The organism is Umezawaea sp., from assembly GCF_036375055.1.
GTDB lineage: Bacteria > Actinomycetota > Actinomycetes > Mycobacteriales > Pseudonocardiaceae > Umezawaea.
This window is the reverse complement of record NZ_DASUSQ010000046.1, coordinates 1-26,337: the sequence shown is the minus strand read 5'-3', so window position 1 is coordinate 26,337 and position 26,337 is coordinate 1. Positions and strand designations below refer to the sequence as shown.

14 protein-coding genes are annotated in these 26,337 nt (G+C 72.3%); all 14 read left to right on the top strand.

All coding sequences use genetic code 11. The features are described from left to right. The first annotated feature begins 19 nt into the window (after positions 1–19). Positions 20–1,618: a glucosaminidase domain-containing protein gene (locus tag VFZ92_RS13530; RefSeq protein WP_330876240.1), complete on the top strand. Its 1,599-nt coding sequence runs from the start codon at positions 20–22 to the stop codon at positions 1,616–1,618. Positions 1,619–1,632: 14 nt separating this feature from the next. Further along, positions 1,633–3,129, top strand: a complete 1,497-nt coding sequence (locus tag VFZ92_RS13525) for an FG-GAP-like repeat-containing protein (protein WP_330876239.1) — start codon at positions 1,633–1,635, stop codon at positions 3,127–3,129. 57 nt (positions 3,130–3,186) lie between these two features. Next, on the top strand, positions 3,187–6,372 hold the full coding sequence (locus tag VFZ92_RS13520; protein WP_330876238.1) for a DUF2961 domain-containing protein: 3,186 nt from the start codon (positions 3,187–3,189) through the stop codon (positions 6,370–6,372). Between the two features lie 131 nt (positions 6,373–6,503). After that, positions 6,504–6,794: a DUF4342 domain-containing protein gene (locus VFZ92_RS13515; RefSeq protein WP_330876237.1), complete on the top strand. Its 291-nt coding sequence runs from the start codon at positions 6,504–6,506 to the stop codon at positions 6,792–6,794. Positions 6,795–7,179: 385 nt separating this feature from the next. Beyond that, a complete protein-coding gene (locus VFZ92_RS13510) occupies positions 7,180–10,662 on the top strand; it encodes a hypothetical protein (RefSeq protein ID WP_330876236.1) in 3,483 nt (1,160 codons plus the stop codon). Positions 10,663–11,131: 469 nt separating this feature from the next. Continuing rightward, a complete protein-coding gene (locus tag VFZ92_RS13505) occupies positions 11,132–14,266 on the top strand; it encodes an AfsR/SARP family transcriptional regulator (RefSeq protein WP_330876235.1) in 3,135 nt (1,044 codons plus the stop codon). Between the two features lie 16 nt (positions 14,267–14,282). Next, a complete protein-coding gene (locus VFZ92_RS13500; protein ID WP_330876234.1) occupies positions 14,283–16,535 on the top strand; it encodes an alpha-N-acetylglucosaminidase in 2,253 nt (750 codons plus the stop codon). Positions 16,536–16,574: 39 nt separating this feature from the next. Further along, on the top strand, positions 16,575–18,062 hold the full coding sequence (locus VFZ92_RS13495) for a hypothetical protein (RefSeq protein WP_330876233.1): 1,488 nt from the start codon (positions 16,575–16,577) through the stop codon (positions 18,060–18,062). A 7-nt stretch (positions 18,063–18,069) separates the two neighbouring features. Continuing rightward, on the top strand, positions 18,070–18,537 hold the full coding sequence (locus VFZ92_RS13490; protein WP_330876232.1) for a low molecular weight protein-tyrosine-phosphatase: 468 nt from the start codon (positions 18,070–18,072) through the stop codon (positions 18,535–18,537). A gap of 163 nt (positions 18,538–18,700) precedes the next feature. Beyond that, the gene (locus VFZ92_RS13485; RefSeq protein ID WP_330876231.1) at positions 18,701–20,236 is read left to right on the top strand and encodes a glycoside hydrolase family 19 protein; all 1,536 of its coding nucleotides are present in this window, start codon (positions 18,701–18,703) and stop codon (positions 20,234–20,236) included. A gap of 21 nt (positions 20,237–20,257) precedes the next feature. Continuing rightward, positions 20,258–21,778 (top strand): C40 family peptidase, encoded by a 1,521-nt coding sequence (locus tag VFZ92_RS13480; RefSeq protein WP_330876230.1) that lies wholly within the window; start codon positions 20,258–20,260, stop codon positions 21,776–21,778. A 560-nt stretch (positions 21,779–22,338) separates the two neighbouring features. Further along, positions 22,339–23,733: a M20/M25/M40 family metallo-hydrolase gene (locus VFZ92_RS13475; RefSeq protein WP_330876229.1), complete on the top strand. Its 1,395-nt coding sequence runs from the start codon at positions 22,339–22,341 to the stop codon at positions 23,731–23,733. Positions 23,734–23,776: 43 nt separating this feature from the next. Beyond that, positions 23,777–25,456, top strand: a complete 1,680-nt coding sequence (locus tag VFZ92_RS13470; RefSeq protein WP_330876228.1) for a hypothetical protein — start codon at positions 23,777–23,779, stop codon at positions 25,454–25,456. A 13-nt stretch (positions 25,457–25,469) separates the two neighbouring features. Continuing rightward, positions 25,470–26,201, top strand: a complete 732-nt coding sequence (locus VFZ92_RS13465; RefSeq protein WP_330876227.1) for a hypothetical protein — start codon at positions 25,470–25,472, stop codon at positions 26,199–26,201. The last annotated feature ends 136 nt before the right edge of the window (positions 26,202–26,337 follow it).

Genomic DNA, 26,337 nt, shown 5'->3' with positions numbered 1-26,337 from the left:
CAGGGAAGCTGGGGAGCGCATGAGGAGCAGAACGGGGACGGGGCGCGGGGTGGGCGCGCTCGTGCTGGCGGTGGTGGTGTTCGCGACGGCGGCGGGCACCGCCCGCGCGGGCGGCGACAGCACGCCGAACCAGGACCAGGTGCGGGCTTCGGCGGTCACGATCGCCGCCGACACCGCCGCGTACCTCGCGGTGGCCGGACCGGCGGCGCAGGCGGTGATGGCCGAGTACGACATCCCGGCCTCGGTCACCGTGGGCCAGTCGATCCTGGAGTCGGCGTGGGGCGGCAGCAGGCTGTCGGTCAACGACCGCAACTACTTCGGGTTCAAGTGCACCGCGCCCGGCACGCCCGGTCCGATCGCGACCGGCTGCCGCGCGTACTCCACCACGGAGTGCACGCCGGGCTGCCACACCGTCACCGCGTACTTCCGGGTGTACGCGTCCGTGCGGGACTCGTTCCGCGACTACGGGAGGCTGCTCACGACGAGCGCGAACTACGCGGGGGCGCTGCCGTTCCGGCACGACCCGAACCGGTTCATCACCGAGGTGGCCAAGAAGTACGCCACGGACCCGAACTACGCGAGCAAGGTCATCTCGCTGATGAACAACCACAACCTCTACCAGTACGACACGGTCGCGCCGAGCCGGACCGACGTCGTGGTGGGCGGCGGCGACACCGACTTCACCGGTGACGGCAAGGCCGACATCGCCACGTTCACCCGCGGCGCGGCGTCCGACGTGTACGTCGCGGCGTCGACCGGCACGGCGTTCAGCGGCACGTCGGTCAAGTGGCACGACCACTTCGCGGTGGGCGGCGAGATCCCGCTGACCGGTGACTTCAACGGCGACGGCAAGGCGGACGTGGCGACGTTCACCCGCGGCACCGTCGCGGACGTGTACGTGTCCCTGTCGAACGGTTCCGGCTTCGTGGGCGACGGCGTGCTGTGGCACGACTTCTTCGCCGCGGGCACCGAGATCCCGGCCGTGGGGGACTTCAACGGCGACGGCAAGGACGACATCGCGACCTTCACCCGCGGTGACGCGGCGGACGTGTACGTGGCCCTGTCGACGGGTTCCGCCTTCAGCGGGACCTCGGTCAAGTGGCACGACCACTTCGCGGTCGGCGGCGAGGTCCCCGGTGTCGGCGACTTCGACGGCGACGGGAAGGACGACGTCGTCACGTTCACCCGCGGCTCGTCCGGCGACGTGTACGCGGCGCTCTCGACCGGGTCCGGTTTCGCGGGCGACGGCGTGCTGTGGCACGACTTCTTCTCCATCAACGGCGAGCTGCCGTCGGTGGGCGACTTCAACGGCGACGGCAAGGACGACGTCGTCACGTTCACCCGCGGTGACGCGGGCGACGCCTACGTCGCGCTGTCCACCGGCACCTCCTTCGCCCCGTCGTCGGTGTGGCACGACCACTTCGCCGTCGGCGGGGAGCTTCCCGGTGTCGGCGACTTCGACGGCGACGGGAAGGACGACGTCGTCACGTTCACCCGCGGTGACGTCGGTGATGTGTACGTGGCGCTCTCGAACGGTTCCGGGTTCGCGGGCGACGGTGTTCTGTGGCACGACTTCTTCGCGATCGGCGCCGAGATCCCGGCGCCGGGGGTCCTGTGATGAGGGGGGACAACGTGTTCAGGAAGGTGTTCACCGCGCTGCTGGCAGGCACGGCCGCGGTGGCGGGGCTCGCGGCGGCGACACCCGCCGCGTCGGCCGACGACCCGACGGGCGACGTCTACGTGTCGCTGTCCGACGGCGGGAAGTTCGCGCAGGACGGCTGGAGGTGGCACGACTTCTTCGGCATCGGCAACGAGGTCCCGCTGACCGGTGACTTCAACGGTGACGGCGAGGACGACGTGGTCACGTTCACCCGCGGTGACGCGGCGGACGTGTACGTGGCGCTGTCCAACGGTTCGGGCTTCGCCGGCACCTCGGTCAAGTGGCACGACCACTTCGCCGTCGGCGTGGAGACCCCGCTCGTGGGCGACTTCGACGGCGACGGGAAGGACGACATCGCGACCTTCACCCGCGGTGACGTCGGCGATGTGTACGTGGCGCTGTCGAACGGGTCGTCGTTCGTGGGCGACGGCGTGCTGTGGCACGACTTCTTCTCCATCGGCAACGAGGTCCCGCTGACCGGAGACTTCAACGGTGACGGCAAGGACGACATCGCGACCTTCACCCGCGGCGACACCGCCGACGTCTACGTGGCGCTGTCCACCGGCACGGGTTTCGGCACGTCCTCGGTGTGGCACGACCACTTCGGCATCGGGGGCGAGGTCGTCGACGCCGGCGACTTCAACGGGGACGGCAAGGTCGACGTCGTCACGTTCACCCGCGGTGACGTCGGTGACGTGTACGTGGCGCTGTCGAACGGGTCGTCGTTCGTGGGCGACGGTGTGCTGTGGCACGACTTCTTCTCCATCGGCAACGAGATCCCCGAGGTCGGCGACTTCACCGGCGACGGCAAGACCGACATCGCGACCTTCACCCGCGGGGCGGCGTCGGACGTCTACGTCGCGGCCTCCACCGGCACGGGGTTCGCAGGCACCTCGGTCAAGTGGCACGACCACTTCGCCGTCGGCACGGAGGTCCCGCGCACCGGTGACTTCAACGGCGACCGCAAGGCCGACATCGCCACGTTCGTGCTCGGCGGCACTTCGTCGCTGCGCCAGGGCATCGGCGACATCGCGCGCGGCGAGGTGGGCGTGTCCTACCCCGGCTGCACCAAGTACGGCCCGTGCACGCTGGACTGGTGCGCCATGTTCGCGACCTGGACGTGGGAGCGGGCGGGCATCGCGGGCACGCCGCGCGGCAGCTACGTCGCCACCGCGCTGGGCAAGTGGGGCGTCGACCGCGGTCTGTTCAAGCGCCGCCCGGCGGGCCAGCTCGGCACCCCGGCCGTCGGCGACTGGGTGGTCTACGGCGAGCCCGGCTCCGGTACCGGCGGCCACGTCTCGGTGGTCTCGGCGGTGAACACCAACGGCACCATCACGACGATCAACGGCAACTGGGGCAACAGCCCCACCACGTCGCGGGTGGCCGCCACCACCATCAACCCCGTCACCGCGCGGGCCGGTGGTCGCAACGTGCTGATCTCCGGTTACGTCAGCCCTCCGGGGGCCTGATCCCGTCCGAGGGGGACGCCGCGACCCGGCGTCCCCCTCCGCACCGAAAGGTCCGTCGTGGACACACGCAGGATCGGACTCGCCGCGGTGGCGCTGACCGCCGCCGCGCTGCTCGTGCCGTCGGCACACGCCGCCACGGCAGCCCCCGGGGTGGGCGCGCACGGCTGGGACACCTACCGGCGGCTCGACCAGCTCGCCACCATCACCCCGCCGGGCGTGCGCACCCGGCAGTTCTCCAGCTTCGGCCGGGACGGCTCGAACGACGACGGCTTCTCCGGGCGGGACTCGTGCCTGCGCACCGAGGCGCAGGGCTGCGTCATCGCCGAGGACACCGGCGCGGGCGAGATCGCGTCGCTCTGGTTCACCCAGGCCTCCGGCGGTCGACCGACCGGCGACCTGACCGGGGCGGGCAGGATCCGGATCGAACTCGACGGGCGCGCCGTCGTGGACCGGTCGTTGCAGGACCTCGTGTCGGGCGGTCAGGGCGCGCCGTTCGTGCCCCCGCTCGTCGCCACCGCGGACCAGAGCTCCGGTGGCGTCCACGTGAAGGTCCCGATGCCGTACCGGTCCTCGATGAAGGTGACCGTCGAGCACAACCCGAACTTCCACCACGTCACCTACCGGCACTTCCCCACGTCGGCGGGGGTCGTGGCGTTCGACCCGGACGACCGCGCCGACGACGTGATCGCGATGCTGCGGGCGGCGGGCACCCGCGACCCGAAGCCCGCGGCGGCGGGGGCGACGACCGCCGCTCGCACGTTCTCGTTGGCGGCGGGCGAGAGGACCACCCTGGCGTCGTTGACCGGGCCCGGCGCGGTGTCGGCGCTGCGGTTGCGCGGCGCGCCGGACTCCCTGCGGCTGCGGATCACCTTCGACGGGCGGACCACGGTGGACAGTCCGGTCGCCGAGTTCTTCGGCGCCGGCCTGGGCACGCCGCGGCGGATCGGGTCGTTGATGACCGCCGTCGACCCGGCGGGCTGGTCGTCGAGCTGGTGGCCCATGCCGTACCGGACGGCAGCGTTGGTGGAGCTGGTGAACACCGGTTCGGCCGCGGTGCCGGACGTGTCGTCCGAGGTGACGTCCGCCCCGGACGGCCGGTGGAGCACCGACCTCGGGCCCGGCGGCGCCGCGGGCTGGTTCACCACGCAGTCCCGGTCCGGCACGACCACTCCGGGCCAGGACTGGCCGTTCGTCTCGGCGTCCGGTCGCGGCCGGTTCGTCGGCGTCAGCCACACCATGCGCGGCCCGGCCGGACGCGGGTACCTGGAGGGCGACGAGCGCGTGCACGTCGACGGCTCGCCCAGCCCGCAGCTGCACGGCACCGGCACCGAGGACTTCTACGAGGGCGGCTGGTACTTCGACCGCGGCGAGTTCGCCAACCCGCTCAACGGCAACACCCGGCACCTCGTCGGAACCGGTGGCTGCGCGGGGGAGTGCGACGCCACGTACCGGTTGATGCTGGCCGACTCCGTCGGCTACGCCAGTGCGCTGGACTTCGGCATCGAGCACGGGCCGCAGGACGACGTGCGGGCGGACTACTCGTCCACGGCGTTCCTCTACGCGCGCCCCGAACCCGCCGTGCGCCGGACGGACACCGTGGACGCGGGCGACGCCGCGTCGCGGTCCGCGCACTCCTGGTCCGAGACCGGTGGCGGGCAGGCCGCGCTGGACGGCCGGTTCGAGGGCGACCAGGACGACGTGGTGGTGCGGGACGACGTGCGCTCGTCGTCCGGACCGACGTCGTTCCGCGTGGCGGTCGCGGCCACCAACAACGGCGTGCTGCTGCGCAGGCTGGGCGACCAGGACCGCGCCGGGCAACGGGCTCAGGTGCTCGTGGACGGCGTGGCGGTCGGCACCTGGTCGCAGCCCCTGGGGAACGCGGTGTCGCGCTGGCTGGAGGACACCTACGCGCTGCCCGCGCCGGCGACGGCGGGCAAGTCCGCGGTCACGGTCGAGCTGCGTCCGTCCGGCGGGCCGTGGACGGCCGCCCGGTACGCCGTGGACAGCCTGGTGCCGCCCTTCGCGGACACCACCGGCCCGTCCGCGCCGGGGCGGGTGGCGTTCACCGGCACGAAGGTCCACTCGCTGCGCCTGACGTGGGACGAGTCGTCCGACGACGTGGGCACCCGCTCGTACCGGGTGCTGGGCTCGACCTCGGCCTCCGGGCCGTTCGCCCCGCTGGGCACCACGTCCAGCACCTCGTTCACGCACCGGGCGCTGCGCGAGGGGCAAACCTGGTACTACCAGGTGGTGGGGGTCGACGGCGCGGGCAACGCGGGTGCGCCGAGCGCCGTGGTGTCGGCCCGCACGACGCACCCGCTGACGAGCGACGTGGACGGCGACGGCCGCGACGACGTGCTGACGTTCACCCGGTCGACGACGGCGGACGTCTTCGTCGCCAGGTCCGACGGCACGCGGTTCGTCGGCTCCGGGGTGAAGTGGCACGACCACTTCGCGGTGGAGGACGAGATCCCGGTGACGGGCGACTTCGACGGCGACGGCAAGCACGACGTGGCCACGTTCACGCGTGGCGCGAGCGCGGACGTCTACGTGGCGCTGTCGGACGGTTCGCGGTTCGTGCAGGACGGCTGGCGCTGGCACGACTTCTTCGCGGCCGACGCGGAGGTGCCGCTGGTCGGCGACTTCGACGGCGACGGCCGCGACGACATCGCCACGTTCACCCGCGGCGACGCGGCCGACGTGTTCGTGGCGCTGTCCACCGGCAGGGGCTTCGCGGGCACGGCGGTGAAGTGGCACGACCACTTCGCCGTGGGCGCCGAGCGGCCCGCCGTCGGCGACGTGGACGGCGACGGTCGGGACGACGTCGTCACCTTCACCGGCGGCGCGGCGTACGCCTCGCTGTCGGACGGGACCAGGTTCGTGCAGGACGCCTGGCGCTGGCACGACGCGCTGCCCGCCCGGTCGACCGTGGGCGACGTGAACGGCGACGGGCGAGCGGACGCGGTGTCCTTCGTGGACGGAGCGGTCACCGCGGCGCTGTCGAACGGGACGTCGTTCGGCACGTCGACCCGCTGGCACGACCACTTCGCGGTGGGCGACGAACTGCCTGGCGTCGGCGACGTCACCGGCGACGGCAAGGACGACGTCGTCACCTTCACCAGGGGCGCCGCCGCGGACGTCTACGTGGCCACCTCCACCGGGACCCGCTTCGCGGGCGACGGCGTGAAGTGGCACGACGCCTTCGCCGTGGCCCAGGAGGTCCCACGCCCCAGCTTGTTCTGATGACCGCGTCGAGGCGGCCGGTCCCTCCTGGGGGGTGAATCAGGCGGGGGTCAGGGGAAACCCTGATGGCAGGCCGCTCCGCCGCCGACAGGCTGGAGGTGTCAAGGGAAGTCCCCGGTTCGAGGAGAGTCATGAGCGAATCCAAGCCCGAGTCCCACCGCACCTCCGTCGACTCCGTGGTCGACGCCGTGCGCGGGTTGGTCAGCGAGGGCGTCCACCGTCGCGTGGTCGTGCGCGACAGCAAGGACGACGTGGTGGTGGACGTGCCGGTGGCCCTCGGGCTGGTCGCGGTGCTGGCCGCTCCGGCGGTCACGACGATCGGTGTCGGTGCGGCCCTGATCGGCAAGTGCGGGATCAAGCTGGAGGACCGCAGGCAGCCCGGGGGCGAGCCCACGACGACGGTCGCCGCCGAGCGGGTGTAGCCGGCGGGCGGGGTCCCCCGACCGGGGGACCCCTTGGTCGCGTGGAACGCGGTTCCGATCCGGCTGCGCGGCGCGCCAGCACTGCCGCGCCGTGCCTCGACACCCTGCGGGCCGGGTCGTGCCGCGAGGGTGGCGGCGGAGCCGGATCGGGTGCGCGGTCAGCCCGACACCCCACGGCCCCGACCGCCTCACCCCTTCCGGCCCCGCACGCGACACCGTCGAGCACGGAGGTCGTCGGCGCTCGTCCCGACCTGCGCCGATCGGGTGGAGGAACCCCCCGCCCGTCCGGTGCCCCGGTGACCAGCAGGCACCCCACTGGGGGCGTGACACGGCCCCCACCTGGCGAGATGATGTTCGCTCGCGCTAGTTCGCACGGGGGACGCACATGCCTGGCGAGTCGATCAACCTGCACGGGAGGGACCGGGCCATCGCCCTGGTCCGGGAGTTCACGACCAGACCGGAGTCGAACGGCTACCCGACCACCCGCCGTGCGCCGATCCTGATCTTCACCGGGCCCAAGGGCTGTGGGAAGACCGCCTTGCTCGACGTCCTGGAGAGCCGTGTGCGGGACAGGGTCCCCCACGCCCGCGTCAACTGCGGCGAGCTGAAGAGCGCCACCGCCTGGAAGGTGCTCTCGCTGCTCACCTTCGACCTCAACCGCACCGTCGCCGGTTACCGCTCGATCCCGTTCCCCCGCTTCGTCACCGCTCAGGTGGCCATCTCCACGGAGTTGGACTCACCCGGCCAGGCCTCCCGAGCACGCATTCGACAGGCGTTGGAGAACGCTCGGAACGTCGACCGGCTCCGGACCTTCCTGGACGACCTGGCGCAGGACGTCACGGGCACGGTGTCGGTCGTGGGCGGTGTGCCGGGGGTGGCCACGGCGGCGCGGTACGCGGCGGGTCTCGTCCTGCACGGCCTGGTGTCGTGGCGCCACGGGCGCCGCGTCGTCCTGGGTGAGGGGCTGGAGTGGTACGGCTCGGGCAACCAGGCCTACGACGAGCTGGTCCGGCTCAACCTGCTCACCCGCGACGACGCGAGCGAGGCCGACCACGAGGAGGCCACGGAGCTGTTGTGGGCCGCGTTCCTGGCCGACCTGCGGGCCGCTTTCGCCAAGGGCCGCGGTGCGCGCGCCTGGTCGCTGAACTGCGTGCTGTTGTTGGACGACGTGGACACCAAGCCCGGCCGTCTCCTCTACCAGGCGCTCGCCGACGCCCGCCGCGGCGAGCCCGACCCGTTGACCGTGGTCGCCACCAGCGCGGGTGGCGTGGCCCGGCACGTGGCGCCGGACGAGGAGATCCCGTTCGCCGAGAAGGCCGGCTACGACGACTACCTCGAACGCAGGCAGGGCGGGTACGACAGCGACTCCTACCCGGTGGCGCTGCGGGACCTGACGCCGGACGAGGTCAAGGACATGGTGTCCGACATCGCCGGACCGAGGCTCAACGCCCACCGCGCGGTCGCCGCGCAGGTGTACCGCTTCACCCTCGGTCATCCCGCCGCCACCGCCGTGGTCGTGAGGGCGATCGGCGACCACACGGGTGACGACCCGTCGGTGAAGGGGCTGCTGGACAACCGGTGGCGCGGCCCGGTCGACAGGGACCCGGTCACCGTCGGGGAACGGCTGCTGCGGGAGCTGCTCGGCTCGCCGTCGGACGCCGCTCTGTCCACCGTGGACGCCCGTGCCGCCGTGGCTGCCCGCGCTGCCGCACTGGAGCCCTGCGCCGCCGCTCGTGACGTGGAACAGGCCGACGAGCTGTCGGGCAGCGGACTGGTGACCTCGCGCGGGGGAACGAGCCTCGTGCCCGACGCCCTCCAGGTCCGCGCCCACGACACTGGTCGCGTGGTCATGGTGCCCGCGTTGCGGCACCTGCTGCTGCGCCGCCTCGCCGCCGACCCCGAGCGGTGGACGGCCGCGCACACCTGGTTGCGGGACAACGGGCGTGACGCCGACCGCGGCTACCACGCCCTCGCGTTGCGCGACCTCGACGAGGTGCTGCGGAACCTGGAGGCGCTGCTCCCGGACTCGCGGAAGTGGTTCGCCGAACTCGACGCGGTCACCGCCGCACCCAACGACCTCGACACCGACGAGGCCGACCCCGACCGGGTTCTGGCCTCGGCGGGCCTCGCCGGTCCGCGGTCGGAACCCGGCCGGACGATCGCGCGGGTGCTGGTGGCGTTGTGGGCGGCCAACGATCCGTTGTCCACCGCGAACCGCGCGGAACTGTGGAGCAGCGCCGCGCTGGACCTGAAGGCCCTGGCGCAGCAGCCGGGCGTGGCGCGCAACGACTTCCTCAAGGCCGCTGCGCTGCTGGAGGCGAAGGCCGAGGCGGGCGATGCTCCCGTGGTGAGCCGGTCCGCGCGGTGGCAACTGCTGGCCCAGCCGCCGGAGGAGGTCGACTTCACGCCGCCGACGCCCGCGCGCGTGCTGCGCAGGGCGCGCGTCCGGCTCGGGGTGATCGCCGCGGTGGCGGTGCTGGTGGTGGGCGCCGCTGCCGCCTTCGGCGTGAACCTGATCACCCGGTGCGGGGAGGGCGTCCACGACCGGGGAGGTGAGTGCGTCGGCGTCACGGACGGCTCCTACGTGTTCGACGACCAGCTCGCCGACGTGCAGCGGCGGATCCTGGAGGAGAACGAACGGGTGTCGGGGCAGCCGCACGTCACGGTCGCCCTCCTCACGCCGCTGCTGCCCACCGACGTGGGGAGCGTGACCTGGCAGCGGGTTCGCGCGCAGCTGGAGGGTGCGCTCGTCGCTCAGCTCGCCGCGAACGGGGACAGGCAGGAGCCGAAGATCCGCCTGCTGCTGGCCAATCCCGGCAGCGGCCAGCAGGAGTGGCGACGTGTGGTGGACCAGCTGGTGGAGTTGGCGGACGAACAGCGGCTGGTCGGTGTGATCGGGGTCGGCCAGAGCACGACCAACGCCCAGCACACGGCCCGCGCGCTGGCGGAGGCCGACATCCCCATGGTCGCCTCCGTGGTGACCGCCACGGGGTTCAACGTCGAGCCGCCCGCGCAACCGGGCGAGCCCGCCCGGTACATCAGGGGCTTCACCCGCGTCAGCTCGACCACCGGCAACCAGATCGCGGTGCTGTCGGGCTACCTGGCCGGACGGGGCGTCGGCAAGGCGATGCTCGTCTACGACGTCAACGAGGACGACCTCTACCCCGCCACCCTCTACAAGGAGTTCAAGGACGCCTCGGCGAGCGGCAGGCTGCCGATCACCGTGGAGAACCGGTTCGACACCGAGGCGACCCTCGACAACCAGTTCAACCAGATCACCAGGGACCTGTGCGGTGACGGCGCCCCGACCACCGTGCTCTACGCGGGCCGCGCGGTCCTGCTCGACGACCTGATCAACAACCTGCGGAACCGCAGCTGCGCGCGTGACCGGCTCATCACGCTCGTCACCGGTTCCGACGCGTCGATGCTGCGCAGCAGGGAGGACCTGCGACCTCGGGCCGACCAGCCTCCCCTGGCCGTCGTCTACACCCCGCACGTCGACCCGGACGCGGCGCGGGAGATGGGCATCACCGAGTTCGCCGAACTCACCCTCGAGTTCCAGCGGCTCGGGTTCTCCACCACCGATCTCGCTGACGGCTGGGGCGTCATGATGCACGACGCGATGCTGACGATGCGGGACGTGATCAGCCGCTCGGCGATCGGGATGAAGCAGGGGGAGCTGCCGACGCGCCAGGACGTGCGCGCCGAGCTGGCCCGGTCCGACCGGGAACGCAACCAGGTGCGCGGTGCGGGCGGCCCCTTCACCCTGGACGCCACGACCGGCAACGCTGTCGCGCGCCGGCTGCCCGTCATCGAGGTCGGGCAGGACGGGGAGTTCCACGTGAGGGCGGTCGTGCCGCTGCCGTAGGGCCGGACGTCCCGCACGCCACCGATCCGCGGCCGTTCGAGCGGCTGGTGGACCCGGCGTGCTGGACCGGTGTCCCGACGGCGAGCTGTTCGTCGACCTGAGCGGGTTCGGCCCCGACCCACCGCTGCCCCCGGCGGTGGCGGTCCGCGTGTCCCTCGACGCCCTCGGTGCGCCCCCCGGCCGGATCCCCGTCGACCCCCCACGCCCGGGCCGCTCGCCACCGCGGTCTCGTCGCGGGACGGCGGGTGGTGCTGGACAGCGCCGCCGACACCGCACGGGTCAGCCTCCAGCCCCGGCTTGGACGAACCTGCGGCGAACCTCGAACGGCCGGTCGGTCCCGGAGCGCGTCGAGGACGCGGCCCTGTGCCCCTGTCCCGTGCGCGCAGGGGTGACGCGGTCGTGTTCCGGTTGACCGGTGCCCCGTCCTTCAGCAGGATCGCCACGGGAGGACAACGGGGGGATGTCGCACATGTGGAGCTTTGGCGTGCTCGGGCCGCTGGAGGTGCGCCGCGAGGGGGCGGTGGTGCGGCTGGCCGCGGCCAAGCACCGGGTCGTGCTGGCGGCGCTGCTGCTGCGCACGGGCGAGACGGTGCCGGTGGAGCGGCTGGTCAGGACGCTGTGGGACGGGGCGCCGCCGAGCGGTGCGCGGTCGACGTGCCAGGCGTACGTGATGCGGCTGAGGCAGGCGCTCGGGGGAGCGGACACGATCAGGACGGTGCCCGGCGGGTACGTCCTCGACGTGCCGAGGGAGCAGGTGGACCTGTTCCGGTTCACCGGTCTGATCGGCGAGGCCCGGCGGGCGCCGAACGCCCAGACCCGGTCGGCGCTGCTGCACCGGGCGCTCGGGCTGTGGCGCGGGCCCGCGCTGGCCGACGTGCCGTCGGAGGCGCTGCACCGCGACGACGTGCCCGCTCTCGTGGAGCAGCGGCTGCTGGCGGTGGAGCAGCGCGTCGAGGCCGACCTGGAGCTGGGCGCGCACGACGAACTGGTGGGTGAGCTGCGGGCGCTGACCGCGGCGCACCCGTACCGGGAGCGGTTCTGGGCGAGCCTGATGCTGTCGCTCTACCGCGCCAGCAGGCAGGCCGACGCGCTCCAGGTGTACCGCGACCTCGACGTGCTGCTGGCCGAGGAACTGGGCCTGGGGCCGGGCGACGCGATCCGCGGGCTGCACGAGGCGATCCTGCGCAACGACCCGTCGCTGGACGCCGCCGCACCCGCAGGGCCCGCGCCCAGGCCGCCCGTCGGCACGACCGTGCCGCCGGACATCGGCGACTTCGTCGGGCGCGCCGACGAGATCGCCCTCGCGACCGCCCTGCTGTCCGAGCAGCACGCCACGGCCGCGCCGATCCTGGTGGTGTCCGGACCGCCGGGCGTCGGCAAGTCCGCGCTGGCCGTGCACGTGGCGCGGCGGCTGCGGCCGGAGTTCCCGGACGGCGTGCTGCACGTCAACCTGCACGGGTACTCGACCAGCCCGACCACGTCGGTCACCCAGGCGCTGGGCTACTTCCTGCGCGCGCTCGGCGTCTCCGCGGAACGCGTGCCGCTCGACCAGGCCGAGCAGGAGCTGCTGTACCGGTCGCTGCTGACCGACAGGCGGGTGCTGGTCGTGCTGGACAACGCCGCCGACGTGGACCAGGTCCGGCGGCTGCTGCCCGCCGAGCCGCGCTGCGCGGTGCTGGTCACGAGCCGCAGCGAGATGCGCGGGCTGACCGCGTTGCAGGGCGCTCGACGGGTCGCGCTCGACGTGCTGTCCGCCGAGGAGGCCCGTGCGCTGGTCGCGGGCATCGCGGGGCGGGTCGTCGACGACGACCCGGTGGCGGGCGGGGAGCTGACCGCGCTGTGCGGCGGGCTGCCGCTCGCGCTGCGGATCGCGGCGGCCAACCTGGGCAGCAGACCGCGCCCGAACGTGGCCGACTACGTGGCCGAGCTGCGCCAGGACGACCGGCTCGCGGCGCTGGCCGTCGACGGCGACGAGTCGGCCGCCGTGCGCGGCGCGTTCGTCCCGTCCTACCGCGCGCTCAACCCCGACGCCGCCCGGCTGTTCCGGCTGCTCGGGCTGGTGCCGGGAACGGACTTCACCGCCCCGACCGCGTCGGCGCTGCTCGGCGTGCCCTTCGGCACGGCCACGCGGCTGCTCGAACAGCTCGCCGCGGCGAGCCTGGTGCAGCAGTACGAGCCGCGCCGCTACCAGTTCCACGACCTGCTGCGGCTCTACGCCGTGACCACCTCGCAGGAGGAGGACGACGCGGCCGCGCGCACCGGGGCGCTGCGCCGGGTCTACGAGCAGTACCTGCACACCGCGGACGCGGCGGCCGAGCTGCTGCACCCGACGCTGGCGCGGCTGCCGAGGCCGGAGCCGGACACCGTCCCGCTCGTGCCGCACCTCGCCGACGAGTGCGACGCCGCGACCTGGTTCGGCGAGGAGCGCGCGAACCTGGTCGCCGCGGTCCGGCAGGCGGCGGACGTGGCGCCGGAGTACGCCTGGCACCTCACCGACGCCGTCCGCGGCTACCTGCACTCGCGCCGCCTCGACGCCGACCTGCTCACGACGACGAACACCGCGCTCGCCGCCGCCGAGAATGCTGGTGAGCAGGGCGTTCGGCCGTGGCTGCGCAACAGCCGCGGGATGCTGTTCTGGAGCCGGGGCGACTACCCGGCCGCGGTGGAGGACCTGGAGGGGGCGCTGGCGGGCCACCGCGCGTCGGGCAACCGGATCGGCGAGTGCGTGGCGCTGGGCAACCTGGGGGTCGTGCACCTGGAACTGGGCGACCTGGACGTGGCCGTCGCGCACTCGACCCGCGCGCTGGCGGCCAGCCGGGAGCTGGGCGCGGAACGGCTTGAGGCCGCGTCGCTGGTCAACCTGGGGTCGATGCACCTGGAACGCGGTGAGCTGCGGGAGGCGCGGGACCTCCTGACCGGGGCGCTCGCGCTGTGCGAACGGGCGGGTCTCGCGCACACCGGCGCCACCGCGCGCAACAACCTGGGCGGGGTGTGCCTGCGGCAGGGCCGGATCGCCGAGGCGTTCGCCCACCACCACGCGGCGCTGGCGGTGCACCGGCGGCTGCGGTCGCGCCACGACGAGGCCGAGGTGCTCCAGAACCTCGGGGCCACGCACCGCGAGGCTGGCGACTACGCCGAGGCCACCAGGCACTGCGAGCAGGCGTTGGCGCTGGCGGTCGAGACCGGCAACCTGCGCTACGAGGCGGACGCGCTGAACACGCTCGCGTCGGTCGAGAACCGCACGGGCGACCCGGCGTCCGCGCTGGTCAAGCACACGTCGGCGCTGGAGATCAGCCGCAGCGCGGGCTACCGGCAGGGCGAGATCACCGCGTTGATCGGCCTCGGCCGCACCGTGCCGCCCGAGGAGGGCGTGGCGCACCTCGGCAACGCCCTCGACCTGGCCCGGCGCACCGGGTTCCGGTTGCGGGAGGCGCAGGCGCTGACCGTGCTGGCGGCCGTCGAGGAACGGCTCGGCCTGCGGGAGCGGGCGGCTGAGCACCTGGCCACGGCGGAGCGGGTCCAGGCCGCAATGGGGGTGGCGTCAACGCCGCGTCAACAGGACGTCACCAGAGCGCCGGAGGCTGTGGTCGTCCCAGTCCGGTGACGACAGGAACCGACACATGCACAGCATCTCCCGCCGCGGCTTCCTCCTCGGCACGATGGCGACGGCCCTGGTCGGCGCCGGTCGTGCCGCGACGGCGCGGGCCGCCGTGCCCGCAGACTCGCCCGCGGTCCGCGCCGCCATCGCCCGGCTGCTCGGCCGCGACGCGGACCAGTTCGGGCTGCGGCGGCTGACGCCCCGCGCCGGTGAGGCCGACGCGTTCGAGATCAGCGCGTCCGGCGGGCGGATCGTCCTCGGCGGCACGAGCGCGGTCGCGACGATGTCGGCGTTCCACTGGTGGCTCAAGTACGTGGCGGGCCAGCACCTGTCGACCAACGGCGACCGGATCTCGCTGCCCGCCACGCTGCCCACCCCGACCGCGACGATCCGCCAGTCCACCGAGCTGACCGAGCGCTACGCCTACAACTTCACCGTCTTCGGCTACACCACGCCGTTCTGGACCTGGTCGGACTGGGAGCGCGAGCTGGACCACCTGGCGGCGAGCGGCACGAACCGGGCGCTCGCGCTGATCGGGCAGGAGATCGTCTGGTACGACACGTTCACCGACTTCGGCATGGACGAACTCCAGGTGCGGCAGTGGATCGCGCAGCCCGCGCTCCAGCCGTGGCAGTGGTACGGCGAGACCACCGGCTACGACGAGGACGCCTCGGGGTTCAGCGGCCCGGTCAGCGTCGGCCTGCTGGAACGGCGGGCCGACCTGGGGCTGCGGATCGTCGAGCGGATGCGCGAGCTGGGCATCACGCCGGTGTTCCCCGCGTTCGTCGGGCACGTGCCCGACCAGGTGTTCGCCGACCTGCACCCGGACACGCACATCCCCGCGCAGGGCGACTACTCCGGCCACCCCCGCCCGTACTGGCTCGACACCACCGAGGCCCTCTACCCCGAGGTGGCGCGGCGGTTCTACCAGGCGCAGGCGGAGCGGTTCGGCACCACGACCCACTACTCGAACGACCTGTTCCACGAGGTCGGCGCGGACGACCTGCCCGCGGTGCTGGACGGCGCGGACCTCGGCGAGGCGGCCAGGGCCGTGCAGGACGAGCTGGAGAAGGCCGTGCCGGGCGCGGTCTGGCTGATGCAGGGCTGGCAGGACAACCCCCGGTTGGACGTCCTCGACGCGGTCGACGAGAACCGGATCGTCGTGCTCGACCTCGACTCCGACGACAGCCGCAAGTGGCAGGACACCGAGGCGTACTGGGGCGTGCCGTGGTGCTGGGGCACCATCCAGAACTTCGGCGGCAGGCTGGGGCTGTTCGGCAACCTCGTCGAACCCGGCCGGACCTTCCCGGAGGTCCGCACGTCGCCGGAGCGCAAGCGGCTGGTCGGCAGCGCGATGGCCCTCGAAGGCACGCACCACAACCCCGTCGTCGCCGACCTGCTGGGCGAGATGACCTGGCGGCGCACCGCCGTCGACCTCGAACCGTGGATCCTCGCCTACGCCGAGCGCCGCTACGGTGCCGCCGACGCGCACGCCGCCGCGGCGTGGAGGATCCTGCTGCGCACCGCGTACTCGTTCGCCGCCACCGGGCACCAGGCGGGCGAAGGTCCCCTCGAGACGCCGTTCGCCGCGTGGCCGACGCTGAACCTGACCTCCGCCAGCAACTTCGGGCCCGACCGCTGGCGCTACGACCCGGCGGAGTTCGCGCCCGTGCTCGGTGAGATGCTGGCCGTCGCGCCCGCGCTGCGCACGTCGGCGACCTACCGCTACGACCTGGTCGACGTGACCCGCCAGGTCCTCGCCAACCGCGGCAGGCTGCTCGTCGACCAGCTCCGCACCGCCTACGAGGCGCGGGACCGCGCGGGCGTGACCAGGCACTCGCGGCGGTTCCTCCGCGCGCTCGACCTGACGTCGGAGGTCCTGGCCACCGACCGGAACTGGCTGCTCGGCCCCTGGCTGGAGCAGGCGAAGGCGTGGGGCGGCGACGCCGAGGAGCGCGGGATCCTGGAGTGGAACGCGCGGTCGATCCTGACCATCTGGACCTCGAAGGCGCTCGGGTCGGGCGGTCTGCACGACTACGCGAACCGCGACTGGCACGGCCTGCTCGACGGCTACTACAAGCCCCGGTGGGAGAGGTTCCTGGACCTGCTGCCCAGCACCATCCCCTCCGGGAACGAGCCGAGCCTCGACGACGAGTGGGACGCCCGCGGTCTGGAGTGGACGAGGCAGACCGAGGCCCACGCCACCCAGCCCGTCGGCGACCCGTACACCGCCGCCTCCCGGATCGCCGCCGAACTCGCGGCCGATCCCGTCTAGAAGCCCGTCAGCCCACCACCTCACGTCTGGAGTTCCACCGTGTCCGGAATCAGCCGTCGGTCCGTCCTGCGGGGCGGTCTGCTCGCCGCCACCGCCGTCTTCACCACCAGGCTCGCGGGCGCGTCCGCCGCGTCCGCCGCGCCCGCGGACGGGTTCGCGGTCGCCTACAACGAACTGGACATCACGCCCGCCGTGCCGGGCTGGCCGAGCCTGTGGATGGGCGGCTACGGCTGGGACCCGAGGGGGGCGAGTCCGTCGGCCCCGCCGCCCGCGCACCCGCTGCGGGCGCACTGCATCGCGATCCACGAGGGCGGCTCGGTGAACGTGCTGCTCCGCGTGGACGTGGTGAGCATCCCGCGCGACGTGCACCAGGAGCTGCGCAGGCGGGTGTGCGACGAGCTGGGTCTGGTCGGCAGCTCGGACTTCATGATCGTGGCGAGCCACACGCACAGCGGCCCGTTCATCGGCGACACGCACCCGGACCCCAAGGTGCTGATGAACCTCGACGACGCCGACGTGGACGCCGTCAACGGCTCCACGTTCGTGTTCATGGACCTGCTCACCGAACTGGTGGAGCGGACCGTGGGGGAGACGCCCATCCCGGCGACGCTGCACTTCGCCGAGGGCAGCGCCGAGGTCGGCTTCAACCGCGTCGGCCTCGACCACGTGATGACCGACGTGCCGGTGATCGCGGTGCGCGACACCGACGACGGCGGTCTGCTCGCCGTGCTCTTCGGCTGCGGCACGCACCCCGTGTCGTGCGGCCGGGAACCCTCGTTCCACAGCGACTTCGTCGGCGTGGCGTCGGAGATCATCGAGCAGGAGTTCGGCGCGATGGCCCTGTTCTTCCAGGGCACGGCCGGTGACCAGGACCCGCTGGACCTGCCGACCGACGAACTGGGGCAGCGGCTGGCGTCGGCCGTCATCGACACCGTGAACAACGGCGACTTCACCGACGTCCAAGGCCCCATCGCGACCGAGCTGACCGAGGTCGAGCTGCCGTTCGCGGTGGACACGACCGACGCGGGCGTGCGGGCGGAGCTGCGGCGCAAGTACGTGGCGCGGCTGGACGGGCACCTGGGCCAGGCCGAGGTCCGGCACGCCAACCTGATCATCGGGCAGATCGACCGCGGCGAGCTGGCCGCCTCGATCCCGATGCCCCTCCAGTGCTGGAAGATGGGCGGGGTGACGATCCTGGGGCTCTCGCACGAGGTCGTCAGCGACTACCACCTGATGATCAACGCACTGGCGCAGGACATCGGCACCGGCAACCTCTGGATCATGGCCTACGCCAACGAGACCCAGTGCTACGTGGCGTCCGACCGGATCCTCTGGGCGGGCCTCGGCCTGCACAACGGCTACGAGGCGGGCTGGAACGACGACCCGTGGATCGCGGGTTACGGCAGCAGCATGCTCTCCTACGGCTGGCCGTCCCCGCTCAACGCGTCGGCGCCCGGCAGCGACCCCGCGTCGCCGGACAGCGCCGAGGCGATCGTGCTGGCGGCGTGCGAGGGGCTGCTCCGGTGAGCCCGCCGTGCACGTGAGCTTCATCGGCAGCACCAACACGTGCCGTTCCCCGATGGCGGCGCTGGTGTTCCGGGAACACCTGCACCGCGAGGGGATCGCGGAGCGGGTGCGGGTCACCAGCGCGGGTACCGGCCTGTGGCTCGTCGGTGCTCCCACCGACCGGCGGGCCACCGCGGTGCTGGTCGACCACGGGTACCCCGTCGGCCACGTCGCCGCCCCGCTGGGCTCGGACCACCTGAACGCGTCCCTGCTGGTGGCGCTGGACTCCGGTCACGCCAGGACGCTGCGCAGGCTCGTGACCGACCCGGACCGCGTGCGGCTGCTCCGGTCGTTCGACCCGGTGGCGGGGGAGGACGTCGACGTGCCGGACCCGTACTACGGCGGTCCGGCCGAGTACGCCGAGGTGCTCCGGATGGTCGAGTCGGCCGTGCCGGGACTGCTCGACCGGGTGTGCGACGAGCTGGACCGGGCCTGATCCGCAGGGGGTCGTCAGTGGACAGTCCACTGACGACCCCCTTGGCCTTTGTTCTCCGTGGCAGCGCGATGACGTGAGCCGTCGTCGGCGCGTCACGGCGGAGTCATCGACGCTCGGCAGCCTCGTTCCCAGACGAGCACCCGAGCGAAACGGAGATCCACCGATGTCCAAGTTCCTGCGCATGACACTGGCGTCGACCGTCGGTGCCGGCCTCCTGGTGGTGGCGCCCGCACTGCCCGCGTCGGCGTTGCCGGGCCAGGAGGACCGGATCGCCGTGCTGGAGGGCGACACGCTCTTCGTGAAGGAGGGCGGCCTCGACGCCGACTGGGAACCCCAGGAGTCCGGGGTGGTGAAGTTCCAGCTCGACGGCGACCGCGTCGCCGTGCTGAAGACCGACGGTTCCCTGCTGGTGAAGGAGGGCGACCTCGGGCCGGGCTGGTTCACCGTCAACACCGACTCCGTCACCGACTTCCAGATCCGCGACGGGCGCATCGCGTTCACCGAGGGCACCGACCTCTACGTCACCGAGGGCGAACTCGGCGGCGAGCTCGTGCACCAGGACCAGGCCGTCAAGTCGTTCCAGATCGAGGGCGACCGCGTCGGCGTCATCACCACCGACGACCACCTGCTGGTCAAGGAGGGCGACCTCGCGCCGGGCTGGGCCGAGATCAGCACGAACGACGTCACCGACTTCCAGCTTGAGGACAGCCGGATCGCCTACACCGAGGGCACCGAGCTGTGGGCGCGGGAAGGGGAGCTCGACGCCGAGTCCATCCACCAGGAGTCGGGCGTCACGGCGTTCGAGCTGAGCGGGGACCGCGTCGGCGCGCTGAAGGAGAACGGGGACCTGCTCGTCAAGGGCGGCGACCTGGAGCCCGGCTGGGCCGAGATCGGCGGTGGTGTCACGGGGTTCCGGCTCGACGGCGACCGCATCGCCTACCTGGAGGGCGACGACCTGTGGGCGCAGGAGGGCGAGCTGGACGCCCCGTCGATCCTCCAGGAGGAAGGCGTGTCCGCGTTCGACCTCGTCGGAGACCGGGTCGCCGCGATCGAGGACGGTCGGCTGCTGGTCAAGGAGGGCGACCTGGAGCCGGGCTGGTTCGTCGCCGACGAGGACGGCGCGACCGCCGTGCGGCTGCTCGCCGCGACCCGGCACGGCGGCGGCTCCACGACCGTGACGCTCGACGACCTCAAGGCCGTCTACGGCTTCATCGGCAGCGAGGACGTCGTCGAGGAGGGCCTGGACAGCCTCAACCAGGCCATGGACGACGGCGAGATCAACAACCCGGCGCGCATCGCGGCGTTCCTCGCCACGCTGCGCAACGAGAGCGGGTTCCGCTACGACGCGGGGGAAGCGGGTCAGTCGGGGCGCTACCGCGGCCGTGGCTACATCCAGCTCACCGGTGACTTCAACTACCGCTCCGCGGGCCAGTGGCTCGGGTACGACCTGCTCGCCGACCCGGACGCCGCGGCGTCGCTGGAGCGCAGCGGCCAGATCGCCCGCTGGTACTGGACCGTCGCCCGCCCCAACACCAACGAGCTGGCCGACGACCTCGACATGGGCCGCGTCGACAGCAACATCGGCTACGCACACGACGCCCGCGAGGACGCCGAGCGCTGCTCCGACTTCGAGGCCGCGCTGCGCTACTTCAACGGCGGCGAACTGCCCGACGGCCACATCAACTGCGTCCGCCCCTGACGCTCCACGAAGGACACTCCGATGAAGAAGCTCACCAGGCTCGTGCTGGCCGTCACGATCGGCCTCGGCACCGCCGCCCTCGACCTCGCCGCGGCGCCCGCCGCCTCCGCCGCCCCCGAGTGCGGCGTGCTGGCGGACGGCGCCGGAGCCGACGCCGTCGCCGCCGTCGAGCGGGCCTGCGACCAGATCGGCGTCCCGTACTCCTGGGGCGGCGGCCACGGCCCCCAGCCCGGCCTCTCCTACGGGATCTGCGATCCCCTCAACGGCGCCCCGAACGACTGCCGGGTCCGCGGACTCGACTGCTCCGGGTTCGTCCGCTACGCCTACTACCTGGCCGTGGACGAGGACATCGTCAACGGCGTCACCACCACCCAGTGGCAGTCCTCCCGAGCGGTCGACCGCTTCAGCCGCGCCGAAGGCCACGACCCGCTGCTGCCCGGCGACCTGCTCTTCTACGGCACCTCGCCCGGCGGCATCCACCACGTCGCGATGTACCTGGGCGACGGCTGGATCGTGGAGGCGCCGAACTCCGGTTCGCTCATCAAGGTCTCGGCCGCGTCGTCCCACGGCGACTACTACGGCGCGGTGCGGCTCTTCGAGGGCGGCACGTCCAGCGGGCCCGCGGTCGGCGCGCGGCGGATCGCCTACACCGAGGGCGGTGCCCTGTGGGCGAAGGACGGCGACCTCGGCGCCGACCCCGTGCTCCAGGAGGAGGGCGTCGAGGAGTACGTGCTGGAGGGCGACCGCGTGGCCGTGCTGAAGGACGACGGTTCGCTGCTGGTGAAGGAGGGTGACCTGGAACCCGGTTGGCACACCGTCAACGGCGACTCGGTCACCGACGTGCAGCTCGACGGCGACCGCATCGCGTTCACCGAGGGGCCCGACCTCTACGTGGTCGAGGGCGACGTCGACGGCGAGATCGTGCACCAGGACGCGGCGGTGACGTCGTTCCAGATCGAGGGCGACCGCGTGGGCGTGCTCACCACCGACGGCTCGCTGCTGGTCAAGGAGGGCGACCTCGGCCCCGGCTGGCAGACCATCGCCACGGGCGTCGCGGACTTCCAGCTGCACGGCACCCGCATCGCCTACCGCGAGGGCACCACCCTGTTCGCCCAGGAGGGCGACCTGGACGCGCCGTCGGTCGAGCAGGAGTCCGGCGTCACCTCCTACCAGCTCTCCGGTGACCGCCTGGCGGCCCTCACCTCGGCGGGCGCCCTGCTCGTCAAGGAGGGCGACCTCGATCCCGGCTGGTACACCGTGAACACCGACTCGGTCACCGCGTTCCACCTCGACACCGACCGCATCGCGTTCACCGAGGGCGGCGAGCTGTACGCCAAGGAGGGCGACCTCGACGCCGACCTGGTCCACCTGGCCGGTGGGGTGACGGGGTTCCAGGTCGACGGTGACCGCGTCGCCGCGTTGCTGGGCGACGACCTGGAGGTCAAGGAAGGCGACCTGGACGCGGACTGGTTCGCGGTCAACCCGGATTCCGTGACGAGCTTCCAGCTCGGAGCGGACCTGAATCGCCCGATCAGGGGCTGATCCACCGACGTCGAGCGGCCGGGACGCACCCGCGTTCCGGCCGTTTCACGTTGCTGGCGCCGCACATTTGCGGATTCGGGGTGTGTGCGGCCGAGTGCGCGAGGGGAATCCCATCGGGAGAGTGGTGCTCCGACGTGGTAGCCCTCGGGCCGGGCGGATCACCGTGCGCCACCGGCCGGCCCGGACCGCGCACCCCGTGGAGGGGGACTCCGCTCCCGATCGGGTTTCCCGCTTCAGGTGCCGGGGACGGTGGCGTGGTCCGGCGTGGTTCCAGAGCGTCCGCGCCGGTGCCCGATCGGGGTCGCCCGCGTCGCTGAGACCTCTTCTCGTTGTGCCACAACGATGATCGCGCTCTTTCCCGGTCGCCGCGGCACCGCCGCGAACACGCACCGTCGCCGCCGACCTCGTCCTGCCACACGTTGGTGGGGTCCGGTGCCCGAGGCCTGTCGGGCACCGCCGTCGTGGTGCGACGATGGGCGCACAGCCCGATCCCACGTGGCGCCCAATCCGGAGTGGACACCTCCCCTCGACGCGCCCGCACAACCACGGGAAGGACCCCCATGACCGCGGTCGCCTCCGAGCAGGGCCTGCACGAGCACGTGCGCGATTCGGCCCCCGAGTTCTGGCAGACGCTGATCGACCTGGTGAAGCACAGGTCCACGGCCGACCAGCCGGAGCCGCCCCTGCGCACGACCGCCGAGACGATCGCCGGGCTGTTCCGCACGGTCGGCCTGAGCGGGGCCACCGTCACCACCATCACCCACCAGGGCAGGACATCCGCCCCGCTGGTGTACGCGGAGGAGAGCGCGAACACCGACGGCGCGCCGACGGTCCTGCTCTACGCGCACTACGACGTGCAGCCCGCCGACGAGGCGAAGTGGACGGTCACGAAGCCCTTCGTCCCCAAGGAGGTCGCGGCGGGCGGCGACACCCGCCTCTACGGCCGCGGCGCCGCCGACGACAAGTCCGGGGTCGTCATGCACCTGGGCGCGCTCAAGGTGTTGCGGGAGACGTGGTCCGGGCTGCCGATCAACGTCAAGGTCGTCGTCGAGGGGGAGGAGGAGAGCAGCAGCGTCCTGGACTCCTACCTGGCCGACCACCCGGAAGACCCCCGGTTCAAGGCCGACCTGGTCATCGTCGCCGACACCGGGAACCTGGCGGTCGGCCACCCCGCCCTCACCTCCACCCTGCGCGGCATCCTGGCGGTGGACGTGACCGTCAAGACGCTCGCCAAGGAGGTGCACAGCGGCATGTACGGCGGGCCCGCGCCCGACGCGTTCACGGTGCTGGTGCGGCTCCTGGCGACGCTGCACGACGACAACGGCGACGTGGCCGTGCCCGGCCTGACCCGCTTCGACCACGACTGGCCCGCCGTGCCGGAGGAGCAGTACCGCCAGAACGCGGGCGTGGAACCAGGAGTCGCCCTCGTCGGCACCGGCACGCTCGCCCAGCGCCTGTTCGGCCGTCCCTCCGCCAACGTCGTGGGCCTGCGCGGCGCGCCCAGCATGGACAGGCCCGCGAACGTGCTGCACCCGGAGGTGACCGCCCGGATCAGCGTGCGCCTCGCACCGAACCAGGACCCGGCCGAGGCCCTCAAGGCGCTCCGGGACCACATCGAGGCCAAGGCCCCGCAGGCGGTCGTGCGCGCGGTCGAGCCCGTGAGCCTCGGCCAGGGCTTCGCCGCCTACCAGGGGCCCCACCACGCCGCCGTCGAGACCGCGCTGAAGACCGCCTACGGGACCGCGGGCGTCGCGCACGCCGGTCAGGGCGGCTCCATCCCGCTGGTCTCCGCGCTCCACGTGGCCAACCCCGGCGCGGACATCGTGCTGTGGGGCTGCGAGGAACCACTGGCCAACATCCACGGGGACGACGAGAGCGTCAGCAAGTCCGAGCTGGAGCACATGACCCTCGCCGAGGCGCTGCTGCTCAACGCGCTCGCCAAGCCCCGCCGCTGAACGGCTCCCCGATCGGGAGACGGACCACCACTGGAAGGCGACCATGACCATCACAGAGCAGGCACTGGACCGCACGCGCACAGAGGGTGCGAGGTCCGCGCCGAGCCCGACGGACCAGGACTTCGCGATCCCTCCCGAAGGCGTGCCCGAGCCGCAGCGCATGGCGGTGCTGGACAAGCTGGAGACCTACTTCGCCGACCTCCAGGGCAGGTTCCTCGGCTACCAGACCAACGAGGACCTCAAGCTGCGCGAGCCGATGGCCCGGTTCCTGGACTACCACTTCAACAACGTCGGCGACCCGTTCGAGGACTCGCACTTCACCCTGCACACCCGGTGGGCCGAGCGCGCCGTCCTGGACTACTACGCCAAGCTGTGGCGCGCCAAGCCCCGCACCGAGGTCGACGGCGAGGTCCCGAAGGACGCCTACTGGGGCTACGTGCTCACCATGGGTTCCTCGGAGGGCAACAACTACGCGCTGTGGAACGCCCGCGACTACCTCTCCGGCAAGACCCTCATGCGCGAACCGGCCGAGGGCGGCGGCGCGCAGTACGTGTGGGTGCAGGACACCGCGCCCGCCGACAACCAGAACGCCTACTCGCCCGTGGGCTTCTACTCCCACGACACGCACTACTCGGTGGCCAAGGCGCTGCGGGTGCTGAACATCCCGAACTTCTACGAGGTCGGCACCAAGATGTACCCGTACGCCAACCCGCTGAACCCCGGCCAGCCGTGGGACCACGAGGTGCCGTCCACCGGCGGTGACGGCGGACCGGGCAGCATCGACGTGGACAAGTTGGCGACGCTGGTGGAGTTCTTCGCCAGCATGGGCCACCCCGTGGTGGTCAACCTCAACTACGGCAGCACGTTCAAGGGCGCCTACGACGACGTGGAGGGCGTCTGCGACCGGCTGCGGCCGATCTTCGCCCGGTACGGGCTGGACAAGCGCAAGGTCCGCTACGGCCGTGACGAGAACGGCAACGAACTGGTCGACGAGCGCACCGGCCACTGGATCCACGTCGACGGGGCGCTCGCCGCGACCTACGCGCCGTTCATCGAGAAGCTCGTCGACGCGGGCGAGATCACGCCGACCACCCCGCTCCCGAAGTTCGACTTCCGCGTCCCCGAGGTCGCCTCGATCGTCACCAGCGGGCACAAGTACCCCGGCGCGCCCTGGCCGTGCGGCGTGTTCATGACCAAGGCGAACCTCCAGATGCAGCCGCCCGAGCAGCCCGCCGTGATCGGGTCGCCGGACACCACGTTCGGCGGGTCGCGCAACGCGTTCTCGCCGCTGGTGATGTGGCACTTCCTGGCCAAGCACTCCGAGCGCGAGCAGATGACGATGATCCGCACCGCCCTGGAGGTCACCGACCACGCGGAGAAGAAGCTCAAGGAGCTGGGCGGCACGTGGGAGGCCGCGCGAACGCCGCTGGCGCTCACGGTGCGGTTCAAGCAGCCACCGCCCGAACTCGTGCACAAGTACTCGCTGGCCACGATCCCGCTCAAGGTGGGCGACCAGGTCGTCCACTACGCGCACCTGTACGTGATGCCGCACGTCACGACGTCGACGATCGACGCGCTGGTGGCCGACCTCGCCAAGTCCAGTCCCGTCAGCGTGCCGATGCAGCGCGGGGGCACGAACCTCGCGACCTACGTGGACGGCTCGGCCGACAGCGGCGACATCGCCCGCCTGGCCCTGGTCCGCTTCTCCGACAGCGCCTTCTAGGGAGGAGCGGCTCATGACGATGTCCCACGACGAGGAGACCCCGGACATCCACGGCTTCGTGCTGATGGGTGACCAGCTCGTGTACGGCGGCCACCTGGCGATGTTCACCATGGCCGCCCACCGCTACCAGGTGATCGCGACGTTCGAGTTCAGCGCCGCGGTCAAGAAGACCTACGTCGACGCCCGGCGGGCGGCGCCGACGGCGACGTTCATCGTCGTCAACGACGAGAAGCTGCTGCTCCAGGAGATGGTGACCAACCGGAGGTTCACCGGCTCGATCCTCAAGGTGATCGGCAACGACCTCCACGACGCCCAGCCGATCGTGTCGGGCGTTCCGGCCGAGATCACCCTCGTCCTGCACAACCGGCAGTTCCACGACGCCGACGACTACCCGCCCAAGCCCTCGTACCTGCTGTTCGCACAGGGCTCGGAAGCGCACGTCGCGCACTACATGACGAAGAAGCCCGACTACCAGCTGCTGGCCGACGTGACCGTGACCGACTCGGAACTCACCGCCGCCGAACTCGCGGCCGGTGTGCGCGTCGACCTCCAGGGGGTCGAGGAGAACCACACCCCGCCGACGACACCGATCCCACCGGGCACAACCCTGCACGCCCTCAGCCCGCAGGGGAAGAAGGTCACCCTGAAGGTGACCAGCACCCAGTGGTTCGACACCAAGGAGCTGAACGGCCAGACCAACTACTCCGCCCGTCTGCTCGAAGCACTGGCCACGGCCACCGTCTGACCCCGAGGTGGTGGTGCCGGGTCGCACGGCCCGGCGCCACCACTGGGTGTCGCGCCACCACTGGGTGTCGCGCCACCACTGGATGTCGCGCCACCACTGGGTGCCGCGCCACCACTGGATGTCGCGCCACACCGGG